This window comes from Bacteroides sp. 51 (assembly GCF_010500965.1).
GTDB lineage: Bacteria > Bacteroidota > Bacteroidia > Bacteroidales > Bacteroidaceae > Bacteroides.
In genome coordinates this window covers 172,284-188,761 of the sequence record NZ_QVMI01000005.1, presented here as the reverse complement: position 1 = coordinate 188,761, position 16,478 = coordinate 172,284, and the positions used below count along the sequence as shown (strand labels likewise).

Annotated in this window: 14 protein-coding genes; 3 read left to right on the top strand and 11 right to left on the bottom strand. The window is 38.8% G+C overall.

The features are described 5' to 3' along the window. Positions 1-4: 4 nt before the first annotated feature. From D0T87_RS06575 to D0T87_RS06545, 7 genes are all read right to left on the bottom strand, one after another. Positions 5-1,081 (bottom strand): efflux RND transporter periplasmic adaptor subunit, encoded by a 1,077-nt coding sequence (locus tag D0T87_RS06575; RefSeq protein WP_163174013.1) that lies wholly within the window; start codon positions 1,079-1,081, stop codon positions 5-7. Between the two features lie 186 nt (positions 1,082-1,267). Next, the gene (locus tag D0T87_RS06570; RefSeq protein WP_163174011.1) at positions 1,268-3,199 is read right to left on the bottom strand and encodes a transglutaminase domain-containing protein; all 1,932 of its coding nucleotides are present in this window, start codon (positions 3,197-3,199) and stop codon (positions 1,268-1,270) included. Between the two features lie 264 nt (positions 3,200-3,463). Continuing rightward, on the bottom strand, positions 3,464-4,483 hold the full coding sequence (locus D0T87_RS06565) for a BF3164 family lipoprotein (RefSeq protein WP_163174009.1): 1,020 nt from the start codon (positions 4,481-4,483) through the stop codon (positions 3,464-3,466). Positions 4,484-4,788: 305 nt separating this feature from the next. Then, positions 4,789-5,895, bottom strand: a complete 1,107-nt coding sequence (locus D0T87_RS06560) for a 6-bladed beta-propeller (protein ID WP_163174007.1) — start codon at positions 5,893-5,895, stop codon at positions 4,789-4,791. Positions 5,896-5,939: 44 nt separating this feature from the next. Then, complete coding sequence (locus tag D0T87_RS06555) at positions 5,940-6,161, bottom strand: NVEALA domain-containing protein (RefSeq protein WP_163174005.1); 222 nt, start codon at positions 6,159-6,161, stop codon at positions 5,940-5,942. 180 nt (positions 6,162-6,341) lie between these two features. Then, positions 6,342-7,220, bottom strand: coding sequence for a DUF1573 domain-containing protein (locus D0T87_RS06550; RefSeq protein ID WP_163174003.1), 879 nt, complete (start codon positions 7,218-7,220; stop codon positions 6,342-6,344). 23 nt (positions 7,221-7,243) lie between these two features. Next, positions 7,244-7,447, bottom strand: a complete 204-nt coding sequence (locus D0T87_RS06545; protein ID WP_163174001.1) for an NVEALA domain-containing protein — start codon at positions 7,445-7,447, stop codon at positions 7,244-7,246. 112 nt (positions 7,448-7,559) lie between these two features. On the opposite strand from D0T87_RS06545, the gene D0T87_RS06540 reads away from it, so the two are divergent. Further along, positions 7,560-8,591, top strand: a complete 1,032-nt coding sequence (locus D0T87_RS06540) for a hypothetical protein (protein WP_163173999.1) — start codon at positions 7,560-7,562, stop codon at positions 8,589-8,591. Here D0T87_RS06540 and D0T87_RS06535 read toward each other — a convergent pair. Genes D0T87_RS06535 through D0T87_RS06525 form a run of 3 tightly spaced genes read right to left on the bottom strand, consistent with a single transcriptional unit; the run spans position 8,518 to position 12,128 of the window. Continuing rightward, positions 8,518-10,176 carry an O-antigen ligase family protein gene (locus D0T87_RS06535; protein ID WP_203558624.1) on the bottom strand — a complete coding sequence of 553 codons (1,659 nt, stop codon included), beginning with the start codon at positions 10,174-10,176 and terminating at the stop codon, positions 8,518-8,520. The two genes, D0T87_RS06540 and D0T87_RS06535, sit on opposite strands and share 74 nt — an antisense overlap. Beyond that, a complete protein-coding gene (gene lepB / locus D0T87_RS06530) occupies positions 10,173-11,048 on the bottom strand; it encodes a signal peptidase I (RefSeq protein WP_163173997.1) in 876 nt (291 codons plus the stop codon). Before lepB ends, D0T87_RS06535 begins: the two co-directional genes overlap by 4 nt. An 18-nt stretch (positions 11,049-11,066) precedes the next feature. Next, entirely contained in the window at positions 11,067-12,128 is a 1,062-nt protein-coding gene (locus D0T87_RS06525) for a BF3164 family lipoprotein (RefSeq protein WP_163173995.1), read from the bottom strand. Between the two features lie 641 nt (positions 12,129-12,769). Here D0T87_RS06525 and D0T87_RS06520 point away from each other — a divergent pair. Continuing rightward, the gene (locus tag D0T87_RS06520; protein WP_163173993.1) at positions 12,770-13,156 is read left to right on the top strand and encodes an HU family DNA-binding protein; all 387 of its coding nucleotides are present in this window, start codon (positions 12,770-12,772) and stop codon (positions 13,154-13,156) included. A 160-nt stretch (positions 13,157-13,316) separates the two neighbouring features. After that, positions 13,317-15,389, top strand: coding sequence for a BT4734/BF3469 family protein (locus D0T87_RS06515; protein ID WP_163173991.1), 2,073 nt, complete (start codon positions 13,317-13,319; stop codon positions 15,387-15,389). 250 nt (positions 15,390-15,639) lie between these two features. Here the strand turns inward: D0T87_RS06515 and D0T87_RS06510 are convergent, their stop codons facing one another. After that, positions 15,640-16,131 carry a DUF3836 domain-containing protein gene (locus D0T87_RS06510; protein ID WP_163173989.1) on the bottom strand — a complete coding sequence of 164 codons (492 nt, stop codon included), beginning with the start codon at positions 16,129-16,131 and terminating at the stop codon, positions 15,640-15,642. Between the last annotated feature and the right edge of the window lie 347 nt (positions 16,132-16,478).

Sequence of the window (16,478 nt, the reverse complement as noted above, 5' to 3'; positions counted from 1 at the left end):
TCGTCTAATTGTCAATCACAATCACTGGTGCTTCATGTGCCAGATTAATATTTCCACTTATAATCACTATATCCCCTTCATTCAGATTCTCTTTGCTTCCTTCAATAATGGTATAATATTCAGCGTTTTCTAATCCGGTATGAATGTAGTTCCAGTATGCTTTTCCATCCTTTAACGTAAACACCACCTGTTTTCCGGAACGCAATACAACCGCACTCTTGGGAACTATCAGCTGATTCTCCAATGAACGGTACACACTTATCCGAACATTCATGCCGCTAAACAGTTTACCAGCACCATCTACCCGTGCCCTTACACTAACCATCCCTTTGTCATCTACTAACGGATTGATCTCACTTATACTTCCAGAATAAGTTGTTGTCATATCCGAGAAAGGAGAAATTTGCACTTTATCTCCATTCTTTATTAAAGATAACTCGCTTTCCAGCACCGTGAAGTCAACTTCCATTCCGCGCGTATCAATGATCGAACAAAATGGTTCAGATAAACTGGCCACATTGTGAGGTTTATCAAACAGATTAGCCACTACTCCATCAAATGGAGCAACTAATGTGGCGCGCTGCAATTCATACTGTGCCAACTCGTATTGTGCTTTGTTCTGCTCAGCCCCACTTTTCACTTTCGCCAATTGCATTATATCTTCGGGAACTTCATCCAGATTATCTAAATTATATCCCTGCCCGATAAGTACATCCTGCAAATCAAGTTCCGCCCGCTCTACTGCATCCTTTGTTTGAGTGATTCTATTGAGCAAACGATATTTATCCAATTCTGCGATTTTCTGCCCTTTACATACCCGGTCACCGTTCTTCACATAAATATGTGAGATCACTTCCGCTGATTCAAAGCGCAGTTCGGCTACTGTTTTGGCAGAAACTTTACCGTTACTGACCAGTTCGTGATTGAATGCTTGCCTCTCAAGGGTAACAACGGTTACTTCGTTTTTGGAATCAGGAAGAATAGTAGATATTTCATCCTGAGTTTCTTCCTTTTTTGAACCGCTACATGCAGCAAGAGTTACCAACATCCCCATTAAAAGAGAAAATAGTGTGTATTTCATTATAAAAGTATTTTATGTCAAATCTTTACCAGGATATTAATTCGGGTTAGATTCTGTTTTTTATAATTAAAAGGTGTTTAGTTAATGACAGTGCACAACAAATATAGAGAAATACGAATACAATCTACTAGATTTTCGTACAATTCACCAGTAATATCATTCTAACTGATTTAATACCCAATATAATCACCACCATACCTGTTGGCCATTCTCATAAGTAAAGATTCTCTCCTCCTTCCCTTTCGTCAGATTTCTGAGCAATAATAACGAGTTTGATGGTACATTGTCATAAACTAAACATTGCGTCTGCTTATTTCCCATTTGTTTCCCTAAAGAAGTCCACTTATTGTCCCAAAAGAATAGCTCATACAATTCTCTATCTTTAATGAAATTATCATCTGAACGGGGTAAGTACACTATTTTACTAACTTCAACAGGCTCTCCCAAATCCAGGCCTATCCATTGATCATTCCGTTCTTTATTACAAATAGCATAGCTTAATGTCTTTCCGTCGAAGACTTTCTCCATACCATGTATTGTGTCACTTGTATGAGTATATGTGCCTATAATCTTACCTTTTCGTTGAATATCATCTTTACTGTACACTTCTATTTCAGCAATGCATCCTGTAGTATTAGCCAATGGAATATATCGGATATACCTGTATTTATTCCCATCCGAAACATTTATTGTTTGATAGTTATATCCCACTGTATCAGGTATACCAAATTCTTTGGCATTCTTGAAGTTAATATTATCTGCCACTTGAAATCTTCCACCTTTAATCATTTCTACAAACTCCCAGGCACGGTTATCCATAAATTTTCTTTTTAAAACGACTGTTTGTAGCTTCTCCTTCTCCGGAATTAAAGAATGACAACCCTGTTCATCCAGCCTTACTGGATATTGTGCAGCTACACACTGACCATCAATGTAGTAAATTGGTAAATATATAGCCGGATAGCCAATATTAGGGATTGTTCCCTTATTTTTCTTTTCTATATTCCCCCAAGCCACCGGGATCCAATTTTTATCATCAAATACAGCGGCATAAATTCGCTTTCCTTTATTGCTAACCTTATTCAAATCCTCTACTTGCAAATTCTTTGTTGGGATATACTCCTCCGTTACATCTTTCATTCTCGGATTACGAAAAAAAAGAGGAAGTGATTCGTTTGAGGCTAGCATTGCTAAAGAATGGGATTGAATACCATAAGTTCTGCGATATACCTTGGGTAATTTATATGTAAATCTCTTATCATGAGCCGGGCGAGGTACCCCTTCACCAATCATATAATATAGAGTTTCGTTATTGTGAATTACTACACTCCATACATGTCCCATAGAATGATTTGCCCATTGTGGAGTAAAATCTATAGCTGCGGGTATGCCAAATGTTCTTCCAACAAACACAAATAAATTAGCAAATTCTTCACATGTACCTATTTTCTGATACTTAAGTATAGAGGGTTTGATGTTTGGCATATTGACTGGATACGAATAGGTGTTCCATTTAATTTTTTCAGATAAGTTTCCACAAACTTTATACATAGCACTGTCTGAATCCAGGTCGACATGATCTAATAAAGACTGGAAATAATCCGAATAATCCTGCTCCCAGTTTTCCAAAACCTCTGTTCCAACCCTATGGGGTAGGAGATATTCACAGAAATCGTCAAAACTCAGATCTTTTGCCCAAGGCATTTTCCATACTTTAAAGGCATGGTCTATTCGTCGAGTAAGATCACTCGCTTTAATTTGGTTTAAATCATATTTTTTTTGCAAATCAGACAAGCTACTTCCTTTTAATACCTTGCCATAGAAACTTCTCCTATCAAATACGTTCATTTCATCTGTTGACTTTCGAAGACTATCCATCACACAATAGAATACATCCATAGAATTCCCATCTAATGTATGTAAGCCTTTCATATTGAAAAGCAGAAAGAAAGCGGCTCTGAGTTTTATTGAATCGTTTTGATAATGTTGCAATACACATTCCAATTCAGAACGGTTAACTCCCGACTCATTTAGGGCATCTTGTAGATGATCCGGTTCTTTTTTACAGGAAAAAAGAATTAAGAGCAATATTATAACTCTAGGAATTATCTTCATCATTAAAGTTCTCCAGTTCTGTCTTTTTTTTAATAATATTTTTTCAGTTCATCAAGATTTAAACAATCAAACTGCACCCCATCATTGATTGTCACTACTACAGAATTTTACTTCTTCAATTCGCTAATTATGAGGAGTGTTCCCTCATATCCGCTTTTCTATCAACACATACATTACGACATATAAATCTGTCAATAATGTTTTTTCTTTGTATTCATAAAAAAGAGATTTAATGTGGAATCCCAAAAGCGGCTTTTTTACCTTAATTTATATTTTGATATTTATTCGGAACAATTCGCAATTTTTATCTACACCATAAATATAATTATCTTTTTCATCTACTGCTATTGTTGTAATATCTTTGTCGGGCAATAATGCTTTTATCGGATTACCATCCCAATCAAAAATCCATAGCTCGTTTTTGCGCTTCTCAGGATGCATATATAACCGCTCATTCTCAGGATTATAAACTACATATATATACTTGTCTGTATTATAAAAACACATAGCTCCCCTATCTGTATTTTCAGAAGATGTAATACTATTCATGTCGCTAGAAGTGGATGGTGAATATTCATACTTTGAAAATAGAATTTGCCGTTCCAAATTAAAATTATACTTTTCATCGTATGAATACAGTTCTAAAACATGTGACGCCATTGCTGCTATTTTATTCTCCATTCTCTTTTTAAGAAGGAATGTCTGATGAAACATACTCTTGCTGATGTTATCGTACCCATTTTCACCAGGTGACAAACAAGGGTATTCTCCAAAGTTACCAACATCTTCTCCTTTTTTATCAATTAAAACAAAGCGACTCTTGCTATTAATCATAGTAGCCATAAATACAGTATCATTCAAGGGAACAAAAGTATTAGGAAAATTATTAGATTGCCAAATTTTTTCAAGATTTACATTCCCGTCATTAATCATTGAATACTGAAATTTATTTAAAACAGCTGTTTGTCTTTCTAATATATAAATTGAATCATCTAATCTTTGTAACTGGACAGGAGGTATGCAATCATTAGGCCCTTCTCCTTTTTGCAAAAAAGTTGAAACAGTGGAATTGTTATTCAAATTCAACACTGTAATCATAGGGTCTAGCTTAAAATCATTCAACAGCAATATACTGTCCTGTAGTATTAATTCAATATTTAGAGCTATCAAAAAATCAATGTCTATCTTTTCGCAAACAACAGTTTGTTTGCTATTTTTAAACAATCCGCTAGTTCTATTACATGCGCATAATCCTACGATTAAAAAAAGTATAAGAAAAAATTTCATTATTTTTGTTTTAGTTTAAAACTCATTCTGTATTGTACTACCGAATTGACATTAAGGCTCATATGTATCTAAAGTACAATAACATATAACATTCAACACATAAGCTATCATCAATAGATACTGTAAAGCTTACACGCTTCTTTTCAATCGCGGGGTGCTCATATTCCATCTTTTCCGATTCACCTATATTCATATTCCATTTCACTAGAGATTGGTTAAAACCTGAATTACCTGTACGCTCAACCCTTAATCTTATCTAACTATAACATAATCAAATACAAGACTATCATTTAGCATCTACTATACTACATATTCAAAATTACTAAGATTGGATTTTTCTCAACATCAGAACTTAGACTTCTCAACTTATCAGCTTTATCCCCTACCGGAGAATTATCCTCAAAATACTCATGAAGATCATTCATATAGTATACACAGATTAATTCCTTTTTATTTTTACCTACAATCTTTGTTGGATTAGGTAATTGACTTAATAAATTAGCATACAAATCAACGTTTTCGGTATCTGTATTATAAAAAGCATACACAGATTTCTTATATTCAAAGGAGAAAAAGAGTTGATCTTCAAAAAATGCCAAACGGTAAATACCTCCAATATAATCATTGTCTTTACATACTTTTTGATACATCCTCGGATCTCTCATTTCGATAGTCTTAGAATTTACGGACATTCCATGAAAGTCAATATAGTAAGAAGCCAAAACTGATTTATCTTCATCATTATATTGATAAATTGTATCTGACAGCATGTGAGATATAAGCATATTCTGATTATTAGTTTCTACAAAAACATTTGTTGGCATATACCCCACTCGCTTAAATTCATCTTTTTTCTTTAAAAAGGAACTTTTTTCCCCATTCTCGTATATAGCTAAATGATAGTCATTGTTTTTACCTAAATTTGGATCAAATAAGAAAAGAGATTGATTGTGTTTTGAAATTAGAAAAAATGGAGATTCAAGATCCGTTTCTTTTAGATATTTGCCAGATAAATCATACTCTTTTATCTTACGATAAACATCCAGAACATAAATTCGGTCATTATCAACATAGAAATCTGTAGCAAACACCAACTCACCAGGACCACTTCCTTGTTTTAACTTTGATATGTACTGCCCATTTTTCTGAAAAATATAAATATTGCCGCCAAAGGATGACAAAATATAAATAAAGTCGTCATCAAAAACAGTTTTAGATATATCTTCTAGCAAACAATCGTCTCTTGTTTCTAACTCTAAAAAAATAAAATCCTGAAATGCAGCCTCAGGTAAAGGTTTAATTTCATCTAGCTTAATATCTATCGTTTTAATATTTCTGTTGCTAAGTGGTCCTGCTTGTTTACAAGAACTCAACAATCCTACTAATAGAAATAACAAACATCCTTTTTTCATTGAAATAGAATTTTAAGACCTTGTCAAATGACAAGGTCATTAATTTAACAAGTACAGTTTGAATCACTTTCAGGACAATGTATACATCCTCCAGTACCTCTTTCACCCGCCAAGTATATTCTACCTGTCCAATTTTCAGTAGCTAAGGCTTCAATATTTTCCAGCGTTAGATAAGACAGGTCCTTATTACTTTGACTAGTAAATATGTTACACCCTACTACAAGGGCAAAAACTGCTACTATAGCTATTTTAATTTTCTTGTTCATTTTGTTTATTCAATTTAATTTATTTTACATCTATATTTCTAAATAAAAAGCAAGTATTTGCTTTATTCACTTTCTACACCTATCTTTGCCGCTACCTCCTTTCTTTTTAAGAGGAATCCGGAGTGGGTGTTAAGCCATCCAAGCAAAAGGCACCCACTCCTTCTTCCATTATCCAATTAATTAATGAGCGTTACCTCTAATCATCACTTTTAGTGGTGACTCTATATTGGCATATATAGTCAATGTTTTATTTACATATTCAGGTTTCTCTGCTTTATATACTACCCGGATAGATATTTCTTTTTCGGGTTCAATGGGCGATCGTAAATAATCCACAGATATACATCCACAAGAAGAAACAATATCATTTATTACCAAGCGTTCTTTTCCACTATTCCGCAATGTAAAAACCACTTCCTGCGGAACAGTATAATCAAATTCGCCTAAATCAAGCACAGTCTTCTTTACATCTATACTTGTTATGTTAGATTGTAATGATGATTTTTGTTTATCACCACCAGAAATTATTTTTAGATATAGTTCTCGTACTTTAGGATTTCGGAACGGATTGCCAATAGCAACTACCTTACATTGGTTATTGATCAAGAATGAATGGAAAGCATCCTCCGAGGGTAACTGGTTTTGTTTATTAAATGTATCTTCAGTATCAATCCAAACCGGATAATCAAATTTATCCCTTTTCATCAAGTAATTCAATTCGGACAAGTCTTTTTTATTCTTGGGATGAAACATAAATAAAAAAGGAATGTGTTTACCTAAAACAGAATCCATTTCATTCATTACAGACTCCCATTTATGGAATTGCAACTTACATGAAGTACAGCCCATAGAATCGATATAAGAGACTATAAAGTAGTCCGATTCTGGCATTTGGTAATCAAGAGTATCTATACCATACTTGGTAAAAACTATTTTTTCCGGAAAAACAATCGCTTTACCCTCCCATTCTTTAACTAGGCCTGAAATACGACTCCTATCCGATTCTTTACAGGATAAAAACACAAACACCAGCAAAAGAACACAAATATACCTCATCATTACACTGTTTTGGGTTTTGTTGATCAATATACTCTATACACTTTAACATGACTGGTAGGGCAGTCTATAGATCCAGTATAAATGCATTTAGCGGTGCCACCTTCCCAGCTGGCTAAAGCTTCAATATTAGAAAATACGACATCATTTTGTTTGCTTGTTTTGGTTTGAAGAAAGGCTGTACACAGAAGCACAACCATTAGTAGCACTAATTTTAGTTTGGTTTTCATTGTATTTCATTTTTATTGTTTATACATTTGCAAATGTAATTCCTCAAAGAAGTAATTGCTAATTTCTAACGTCACAATTACGTCACAATTTATAATCAATTGATTATCAGACATGAATAGATTCAAGATTTATGCATCAAAAGCCTTATTTTTCCTCCTTAGCATTACAATCTTACTGCTCATCTGTACAATATTCCATCAGATTAATGGCGCAAAAGAATACTTAGCTGACAAAATCCCCGCTTGCCTAAATACCGCAGTCGAGAGATACGTCGACTCAAAAATGGGGGGCATTTATTATTTAGCACAATACGAATATGATCCAAACAGTAAGGAAATAGGAGGATATGAAACCCGAACGGCAAGGTATGCAGACACCACTTTTACATATAGAAGTAAAATTGTTACTCCTGCCGAGAGTGCATTAAGAGATTTTCAAACACTCCTTGTTGAGATAGAACAGTCATATCAAGACAGCATCCAAGTTGTATTTGATGATCTATTACAGAAAGAAAATATTTATGCGCAGTCTATTATTGGAATAACTTCTTCATTCTACACTAAGAAAAACGAATGGAGTGGCGACACCCTTGCACTTAAACCCAATTATCGTACTGCGTTCACCAATCAAGGTGTATATGAAGATATCAATTACTATGCTTATATCCATTACTCCTCTTATACTATATGGCATTTAATGCATAAAACACTGATTTACATACTATTTATTTGTTGCCTTGTTATAGGAATATTCCTATTTTGGTGGACACGTAAACTGAAAAAAGAAATCGCAAATACTACCGAAGTGAAAAAAGACGGTAATTACTATATAAAAGACCTCACATATTATGTAAATGAGAAGAGGCTGGTTCTGAAAGAGAAAGAAGTAAAACTAAGCCCCCAGCTTCATGAACTACTTCTCATGTTTTTAAAGACCGATAGATATAGAGTTGCCAAAATAGAGATTAGACAAAAGTTTTGGCCTAAATCTATTGATGCTACCAGTAATATGACATCCACCATTAATAGATTGAATAAGGAATTAAAAGAAATTGATTGCGCCTATACCATTATTTCTGATCCGAAGAATGATGAGTACTACATATTTTCCGAACTTCCTCCCGCATCTCCCGAATTGCAGTAGATTGAACTTTTGGTTCTTTTTCCATCACCATGCGGGCAGCATATTCTAATTTATCCACCTGAAAGAAGTCGGGTTCAGCATATAGTTTAGCCAACAAATAATAAGGATAGATACGCCCAGGCAGGCGATGGACAGAACGCAGGAAGTATTCTTCTGCCTTTTCATATTCACCTTTGTTTTGATAGTTCTTTCCTATCAGATTAAATACCATAGGGTCGCAGGTTAATAAACCGGTTTCTTGCAGAACCCGATTAGATGCGTCATAGTCGTTCAGCTTTTGCAGACAACGACCATATTCAAACATAAACATTGCACGGTTCTTTAACTTGGAATAAAGTAAAATATATTTATCTCTTGCCGATTCATAAGCTCCAGAATTATAAAACAAACGTGCGTGCGTCCATTCCTTACAAGCATCATAATCATCTGTTTTCCATAAATGCAAGCTGCAAGAAAACACAATTAAACAAGAAACTATTAACCACATATAGTTTTTACCAGTGATACAAGCCAGCAACAAAATGAAAAAGGTTACTATAAATACCGATAACTGTAGCGGATAAGAGGAAAAAGCAAAGACAGCTAAAGATAATATGCCACCACACACACCTATTCGGGATTTCTTTAGCCCATGCCAAAAGCAAAAACCCACAACAGTCAAACAAAACAACAATGCCGGCACACCCCATTCTATGGCAATTTGCAGAAATTCATTAAAAGCGTATTCCGGACTGCCTGCAACATGTTCTTCCCACACCGCATAAGTTCCATTGGCAAAGTACGCTTCTTGTGCCGCACCATAAGCAGTAGAAAAGCCGTCATATCCATATCCGGTGAGAGGCTTTTCAGCAATGGCATTAAGACTGATTTTCCACATAAAAAGACGACCATTGGCCGAGTCCTTCTTTAAATAGAAAATGGCGACCAAACCGATCAACAAACAGATACAACCTGATACCAGCCAAACTAGGGCCTTTTTACGGTTATTTATCCAATGTTCTTTCAATTTCTTACCCCATTGCTTGTAATAACCTATAACAAATAGGCCGGATATTCCGGCTGCGAACCAAGACGAACGGCTCATTCCGGCAGGAAGTACACAAAGCATAAGTAGCAGTATGCCGATAGTAAAGTAATATCCGATCTTTGCCCAAAATGATGTTTTAGAGATTTCCTTCAACCGATAATATTCGCTCAAACAGACCGGGAATATCATAGCCAGATAACCGGAATATGGCCCCGGATTGAAGAATGAACCGGTCAGCGCAAACAAGGAGTGATTGGAGTAAGTGAATCCGTACAACTGCCGAAGCCCGGTTACTGCTTCGCAACCGCCCAAGAGGATAAGCGACCAAACAACTATATGTGTGTAATCCGGCCATTTGAATTTCATTAAGTACGGATAAAACAACAGAGATAATAAGATACAAATAGCATATACTATACCGCTATAGGCTAACCACTGCCATTGTTTAGCCTGTTCTCCGGGAGGCAATTCAGGTGATGAAACACAAACAACAGAAAGTAACAATAATGTGGCTGCAAATTGCAGCATAAAAGGAATATAAATAGTCAATCTTTTCATTGGATTTCTTTCATTAAACGCTCCCAGTTTATTTCTCTATTTTTACGTTTCTTAGATAGCCAGATAAAATCAGCTCTACCAACAATAAATTCCTCGGGCAATAAGCCCCAATATCGAGAGTCTTCAGAATCTTTCAGGCGGTCGCCTGCCATAAAGTAATAGTTCTTTTCAAAGCGATAAGTAGTCAACAGGCTGTCGCCTAAATAAACACATCCATCTTTTTTGTATATCGGACGCTTTTTCTGCTCCCAGAATATAGCTATTTGATAAAGCAACCAGTTTTCCCGATTCATTTGCACTTGTTGACCTTTACAGGGAATAGGGAACGGACCGAAATCTTTTATGGTCCAGCCCAAAGTTTTATCTCTAGGGTAGGACCTCATTACAGTCCGTCCATCAGACGTATCCGGCAGATTCGAAATAAACTCCTGCATTTCCCGATTTCCCAACTCTTGCTCAACCCCACGAATATGAAAATAACCGTTCCGTATTTCCAAAGTATCGCCCGGCAATGCAATGCAGCGTTTTACATAATACTTCATTACATCAAAGCCGATACTGTCTTTCCGCCCCGGAAAAGGATAGTTAAATACGAGCACGTCATTCCGTTTAAAAGAACCGAAGCCTGGTAGCCGATAAATATCAATATCCTTCTTATCAAGAGATGCAAAAATATCAAACAGACGGGGACCGCCTACCATTTTATTCACAAGGATGTTATCGCCAGGAAGCAGTGCCGGCTTCATCGAATCGCTGGGAACATGAAAAGAGGTAAAGCAAAAAACCTGTATTACTCCCCATAACACTGCTAATAGACAGAGATAGAAGCAAAGGTTCAACAATTTATTCAATATTTTTTTAAGCTGTGTCATTCCAGTTTGTACAATCTTTTATAGTGCAAAATAAACCAGCGGCTGATTGCTATTCACATCCGTAGCATATATCTTTTGCGTCGTTTCATCCACAAACAGCCCATTAACAAACCGATCCAGCGTATATTTACAGACGGGATTCCCTTTCAGATCAAATACATATATAAATTGTCCGCCATCTACGATTTTATCCGGATTCTTCATCATATCCTTAAACTTACGTCCATGAAAAACGGTATAGATATAGTTATCCGTCACCTGAACGTCACTGAATCCCATAATACCCGCCGGTATGGCGTATCCATTCATCTCTTGAAACTCCGGTTCGCCATTTGGTCCTATCAGGACAGTATGGGTGCTGTCGCGATAGTTATAAATTTCCAGAACTTCGCCCAGTTGAGTTGCAGCAGCCACTATCCCATGTCGTGGATGATAGTCTACAAAACTTCTCCACGCCTGAGACAGTACAGGTTTAGATTCATTTAAAGCAACTAGATTTGTTGTGGGAATCTGCCCACTTTTATACAGAAGTTTTCCTGCCGGACTGACAAAGCAAAAACGATTTTCGCCGGAATAATCGGGGATAATCATGAGTGAGTCTTCGTATATGCAGAAGTCAAGAGGACGAAGCAGGTTTTTATCCAGTGCGACTGCCTTTGCGTGCAAAAGTGAGTCGCGGGATGTTGAAAATCCTAACCGAGTGATCGTGCTTTTATTCGAGTCCAGTGTCCACACCTCGACCTCCTGATCTCCTACAAATCTGAAATTCTCTGCTGCAAGCATTTCATCCGGAGCATCTCCACGTTTCCCGAAAGAGCTGACATAACGGAACTCCGGATAGGTGAACAGATGAAAATAATGGTTAGCATTATGTAAATCCATTACAATGACCCTGTCGCCTTGTGCCTGCATCCGGAATGGATAGCGAAAAATGGCGGTATCAAGCTCAATCGTTATGGCTTTTAGTTCTTTCCCGGTTGGAAAACTTGTGTAATGAATTACACTTTCGCTTGCTTGTTTTTTACAACCTGTCAATATACTGATCAGGATGAATAGACTATACCATGTATGGTTTCTCATATTTGCAATTACTTTTAAATACGCCGAAAGTATTTCATAACTGTCAAATGAACAAAATTCCAGCGTCACATTTACGTCAAAATTTATAATTCATTGATTCTCAGCGTATGCGGATGCGGATAAAATTCTTATTTCAATCTGCGTACATACAATTTTCATAGCCCAAAAGTATCATATCTCACACAAAGCGACATAATGTGCTGTCTTTCAAATGAAAGCATCTCATCATTTTTAAGCCAAAGTCGCACGCTAATATCACAAGTATCACAGGTTGAAAAACACCCGGGTGTTTGCCACCAAAAGACCCGGATCTTTCACTCGGAAACACCCGGGTGTTTCAGGAGGATAGACCCAGGTGTTTTTCTATCCGGAGTATTGGCGTGTGTGGTCTAAAGCATCAGCATTTCCGGTTCGGAGTATAAGCACCTATTATCCAGTGCATTGGCACGATAAGTTCAGAAGGGTACTCCCGGATGGATATGCTTGCTTTTAAATTATTTTAGCGTTAATTTACATAGTTTAAATGAAATTCGAGGCAATTTCTCTCCATTTTCAGGCATTTTCAGCCGGTGTATATCCTCTTTCGGCACCACCCCAATTTTGCGGTTCGTACTTTTGCTGCGAACCAAATATATAATCATATGCAACTATACGTAGTACGGTCCAAAGTGGACAAAACAGGAGAAGAAGAAAAGCGGAGTTATTATGGTGTGCCTATTATCTCCAGGCAAGTAAATGAAATCGATCTGTCGGCGGAAATCTGCCAGCGATGCTCACTCACCGAGGCGGATGTTCTGGCAACAATCAGCGCACTAAGCGACCTGTTGCAGGAACATCTGGAAAGTGGCGAATCGGTCAAACTCAAAGGTATCGGAACATTTTCTGTTTCCGCCAGCAGCAAGGGGTTTGATACACCGCAGGAATGCACGCCTGCCGAGGTCAAAGCGCAACGCGTGTGCTTCCGGGCGGATAATGACCTGCGGCATGTGCTTGAAAAACTAAAGTATAAAAAGGTTAATAGGAAATAAGTAAAACGGTGCAGAAATGAATGGATTACTGTAGGGGCGGTTCGCGAACCGCCCAATGCACAGAATATACAGAAAACCATTTTCGGGCGGTTCGCGAACCGCCCCTACAGCTAATCATTTACATTCAAAACCATTTAAAAACAAACAAACAAATATAACAATGAAAATTACCCAACTCAGAAGCCAGTCGCAACGCACGATAAGTATAGAAACAGCCATTGCGGCCATGAAAACAGAGACTAAGAACCAGCCCGTCGGCACCATGCGCGACAGGCTACAGTATGCCACGCCGGGAACATCTTACGAATACGTCCGCAAAGTCCCGCAAATGATATTCGGTGGAGCATTCCGAAGAAACGGAAGCGAGCAGCAACTCGTTACGTACACCGGACTCGTTACGCTCGAAATCAATAAACTGGCAACCATCAAAGAAGCCAAACAGTTACGTAACTTGGTCGCCACGCTGCCGCAAACCTACCTGGCCACCGTAGGTTCCAGCGGAAAGAGCGTAAAAATACTTGTACCCTTTACCCTGCCCGACGGCACGCTGCCCCAAACCCGTGAACAGATCGAACGATTCCATGCCCACGCCTATCGCGAAGCCGTGAAATGGTATCAGCCTCAACTCAACATGGAGATCGACCTGCGGGAACCCCGCCCTGACACGGCCATACGCATGACGTTCGACCCCACTTTATACCACAATCCCGGGGCCGTAGCCATCCGCATCGAACAACCACTCCGCATGCCCCAGGAGCCCACCTACACCCAGGCACAGCAGCACAGCAAAGACCCGCTTCAACGCCTCTTGCCCGGCTACGAACGGCACTTCATCATCGACACCTTGTTCGAAACCTGTTTCTGGAATGCCATGACACAGATAGAGGGAATACATGCCGACAGCGATTTTCACCCCCTCTTCGTCCGGCTGGCCGAGAACTGCCTGCACTCGGGCATACCCGAAGAAGACGCCATCCGGTTTACGCTGCATAAAGAAAAATTGAAAGAACATGAACTCCTCATCCGCACCACCTTCCGGAACACCTATACATTGGAAAAGATGTTCGGCCGGAAACCCTGCATCGCCCCACCCATGACACTTGCCGCACAACTGGAAGAGTTCATGCAACGCCGCTACCAACTGCGCCGCAACACCATCAAGGGCATAGTAGAATACCGCGAAATCAAATCCTTTTATTTCGATTTCCGTCCGCTGACCAAACAAGTCATGAACGGCATCACGCTCAATGCCATCAGCGAAGGCATCAATGCATGGGATGCCGACATCCGGCGCTATGTAGACTCAAACCGGGTGTTGGCATACAACCCGATAGAAGAATACCTGCTCGACCTGCCCGCATGGGACGGCAAAGACCGCATCCGCCAACTCGCCGGACGAGTAACATGCAACAATCCACGCTGGGCGGACCTGTTCCACATCTGGTTCCTCTCCATGGTGGCGCATTGGCAACAAAAAGACCACCTGCACGCCAACAGCACCCTCCCCCTGTTGGTCGGCGACCAGGGTTGCGGCAAATCCACCTTCTGCCTCAACATCCTGCCACCCGAGCTACGCGAATACTATACCGACAGCATAGACTTCAGCAATCGCCGCCATGTGGAACTGGCCCTGAATCGCTTTGCGCTGATCAATATGGATGAGTTCGATTCCATCAGCCCGGCATACCAGCCGTTTATGAAGCATATTCTGCAAAAGACCATCATACAAACCAAGCGTCCGTATGGTACAGCCACCGAGCAACTCCGCCGTTATGCCACCTTCATTGCCACCAGCAATAACTTCGACCTGCTGACCGACACCACCGGTAGCCGCCGGTTTATCTGTATCGAAGTGCAAGGCATCATCGACTACTCACAACCTATTGATTACAAACAACTCTATGCGCAAGCCGCCGAAGCCATCCGGCAGAACGAACGGTACTGGTACACATGCGAAGAAGAGGCCTATATCACCACATCCAATTACCAGTTCCAACAAATACTGCCCGAAGAAGAAGTGGCGCTTATGTATTTCCGCCAACCCACCCGAAGCGAGAAATACATTGAACTCTCCTGTGCCGAGATATTAGAAAAGATTCGCCAACACAAACCCGGTTTTAAATGCACTCGCAACGCAGCAATGAGCCTGGGACGGTCGCTAAAAGGAAAATTCCAATCGCGAAGAACACACAGAGGGGTGGTGTATCAGGTAGTAGAAATTACCCGGAACTAAAAAATGATACTTATGACACTAGCGTGTGACTTTTAGATAGAAATGACATGAAAAACAACATTGGAAATCAACGCCTTAACAAGGCTGTGAGACTTGCGCTACTATTATCGTCATAAAACCTATAGTAGATAAGATTACACAAAAGAGGCGCCTTCACAGGTGCCTCTTTTACCTTAACCAAACGTTATACCTATTGATCTAGGCTAATCTTTAATCTTTACACTAATTAATTCTTACACACAATCTTTTATTAGTTAATCGCATAGAATACCTCTCCGGTCGAGAATTTCAGATCTTCAACAATTTTCCATTCTTCATTTTGACCGTTCCATTTGTAATTTTGATATGCGATAGGAATATTGAATCCATCAAGTTCATAAACGTTTCTTTCTTGCGCCTCATTATAGGCTTTAGATTTCTTGTTCCATTTACCATAATTCAGAACAACCTGGTCGGAAGTATAAGTAAGATCGATCTTACAGTATGGCATCCATTCTTCTTTATTAGAGTCCCACTTAAATGTTTCTTTTTCAACCACTCTGTTCTGGTCATCATATTTAAAGTCATGTTTCATGTGGCGGTATAATGCACCATCCTGACGATAAATTATTTTAGAAGTAACCAAATCTCCAGTCATCACATCGTTAGTAACAAACTTCTCCTGAGCCATAAGATTCATGTTCAAAGCACTTGCGAAAAGGATAGCAACACATAATACTGATTTTAAAATTGCAGTCTTCATAATTGTTAGTTTTTATTGTTTATAATTTCTTTTATTTCTGTTCTTTACCTGTTAGACGTAAGCAGTAATCGAAAGGTTGCATTTGCATTGATTTTTTTTGAAATATTTTTTTCGTCCGCTTACGATAAGTATAATGCAATAGCTGTGCCAAATAGGTAAATTGCTGATAATCAGAGCGTGCCACGATTTGGATACTGTTCGTTTCCGAACAGTTGTACGAAAATACCGGGCAATGAAAAGAAGGATTGCTTCACCTACGGTTACCAATGACAATATCCACCCCCTGCCCCCGCCAGCGGGGGATACCTGCGGCATCGTATCCCCCGCTGGCGGGGGCAGGGGGTGGA

Coding starts and splice junctions, on each gene's coding strand:
- D0T87_RS06575 (WP_163174013.1), bottom strand. CDS start 1,081: ATGAAATACACACTATTTTCTCTTTTAATGGGGATGTTGGTAACTCTT.
- D0T87_RS06570 (WP_163174011.1), bottom strand. CDS start 3,199: ATGATGAAGATAATTCCTAGAGTTATAATATTGCTCTTAATTCTTTTT.
- D0T87_RS06565 (WP_163174009.1), bottom strand. CDS start 4,483: ATGAAATTTTTTCTTATACTTTTTTTAATCGTAGGATTATGCGCATGT.
- D0T87_RS06560 (WP_163174007.1), bottom strand. CDS start 5,895: ATGAAAAAAGGATGTTTGTTATTTCTATTAGTAGGATTGTTGAGTTCT.
- D0T87_RS06555 (WP_163174005.1), bottom strand. CDS start 6,161: ATGAACAAGAAAATTAAAATAGCTATAGTAGCAGTTTTTGCCCTTGTA.
- D0T87_RS06550 (WP_163174003.1), bottom strand. CDS start 7,220: ATGATGAGGTATATTTGTGTTCTTTTGCTGGTGTTTGTGTTTTTATCC.
- D0T87_RS06545 (WP_163174001.1), bottom strand. CDS start 7,447: ATGAAAACCAAACTAAAATTAGTGCTACTAATGGTTGTGCTTCTGTGT.
- D0T87_RS06540 (WP_163173999.1), top strand. CDS start 7,560: ATGAATAGATTCAAGATTTATGCATCAAAAGCCTTATTTTTCCTCCTT.
- D0T87_RS06535 (WP_203558624.1), bottom strand. CDS start 10,176: ATGAAAAGATTGACTATTTATATTCCTTTTATGCTGCAATTTGCAGCC.
- lepB (WP_163173997.1), bottom strand. CDS start 11,048: ATGACACAGCTTAAAAAAATATTGAATAAATTGTTGAACCTTTGCTTC.
- D0T87_RS06525 (WP_163173995.1), bottom strand. CDS start 12,128: ATGAGAAACCATACATGGTATAGTCTATTCATCCTGATCAGTATATTG.
- D0T87_RS06520 (WP_163173993.1), top strand. CDS start 12,770: ATGCAACTATACGTAGTACGGTCCAAAGTGGACAAAACAGGAGAAGAA.
- D0T87_RS06515 (WP_163173991.1), top strand. CDS start 13,317: ATGAAAATTACCCAACTCAGAAGCCAGTCGCAACGCACGATAAGTATA.
- D0T87_RS06510 (WP_163173989.1), bottom strand. CDS start 16,131: ATGAAGACTGCAATTTTAAAATCAGTATTATGTGTTGCTATCCTTTTC.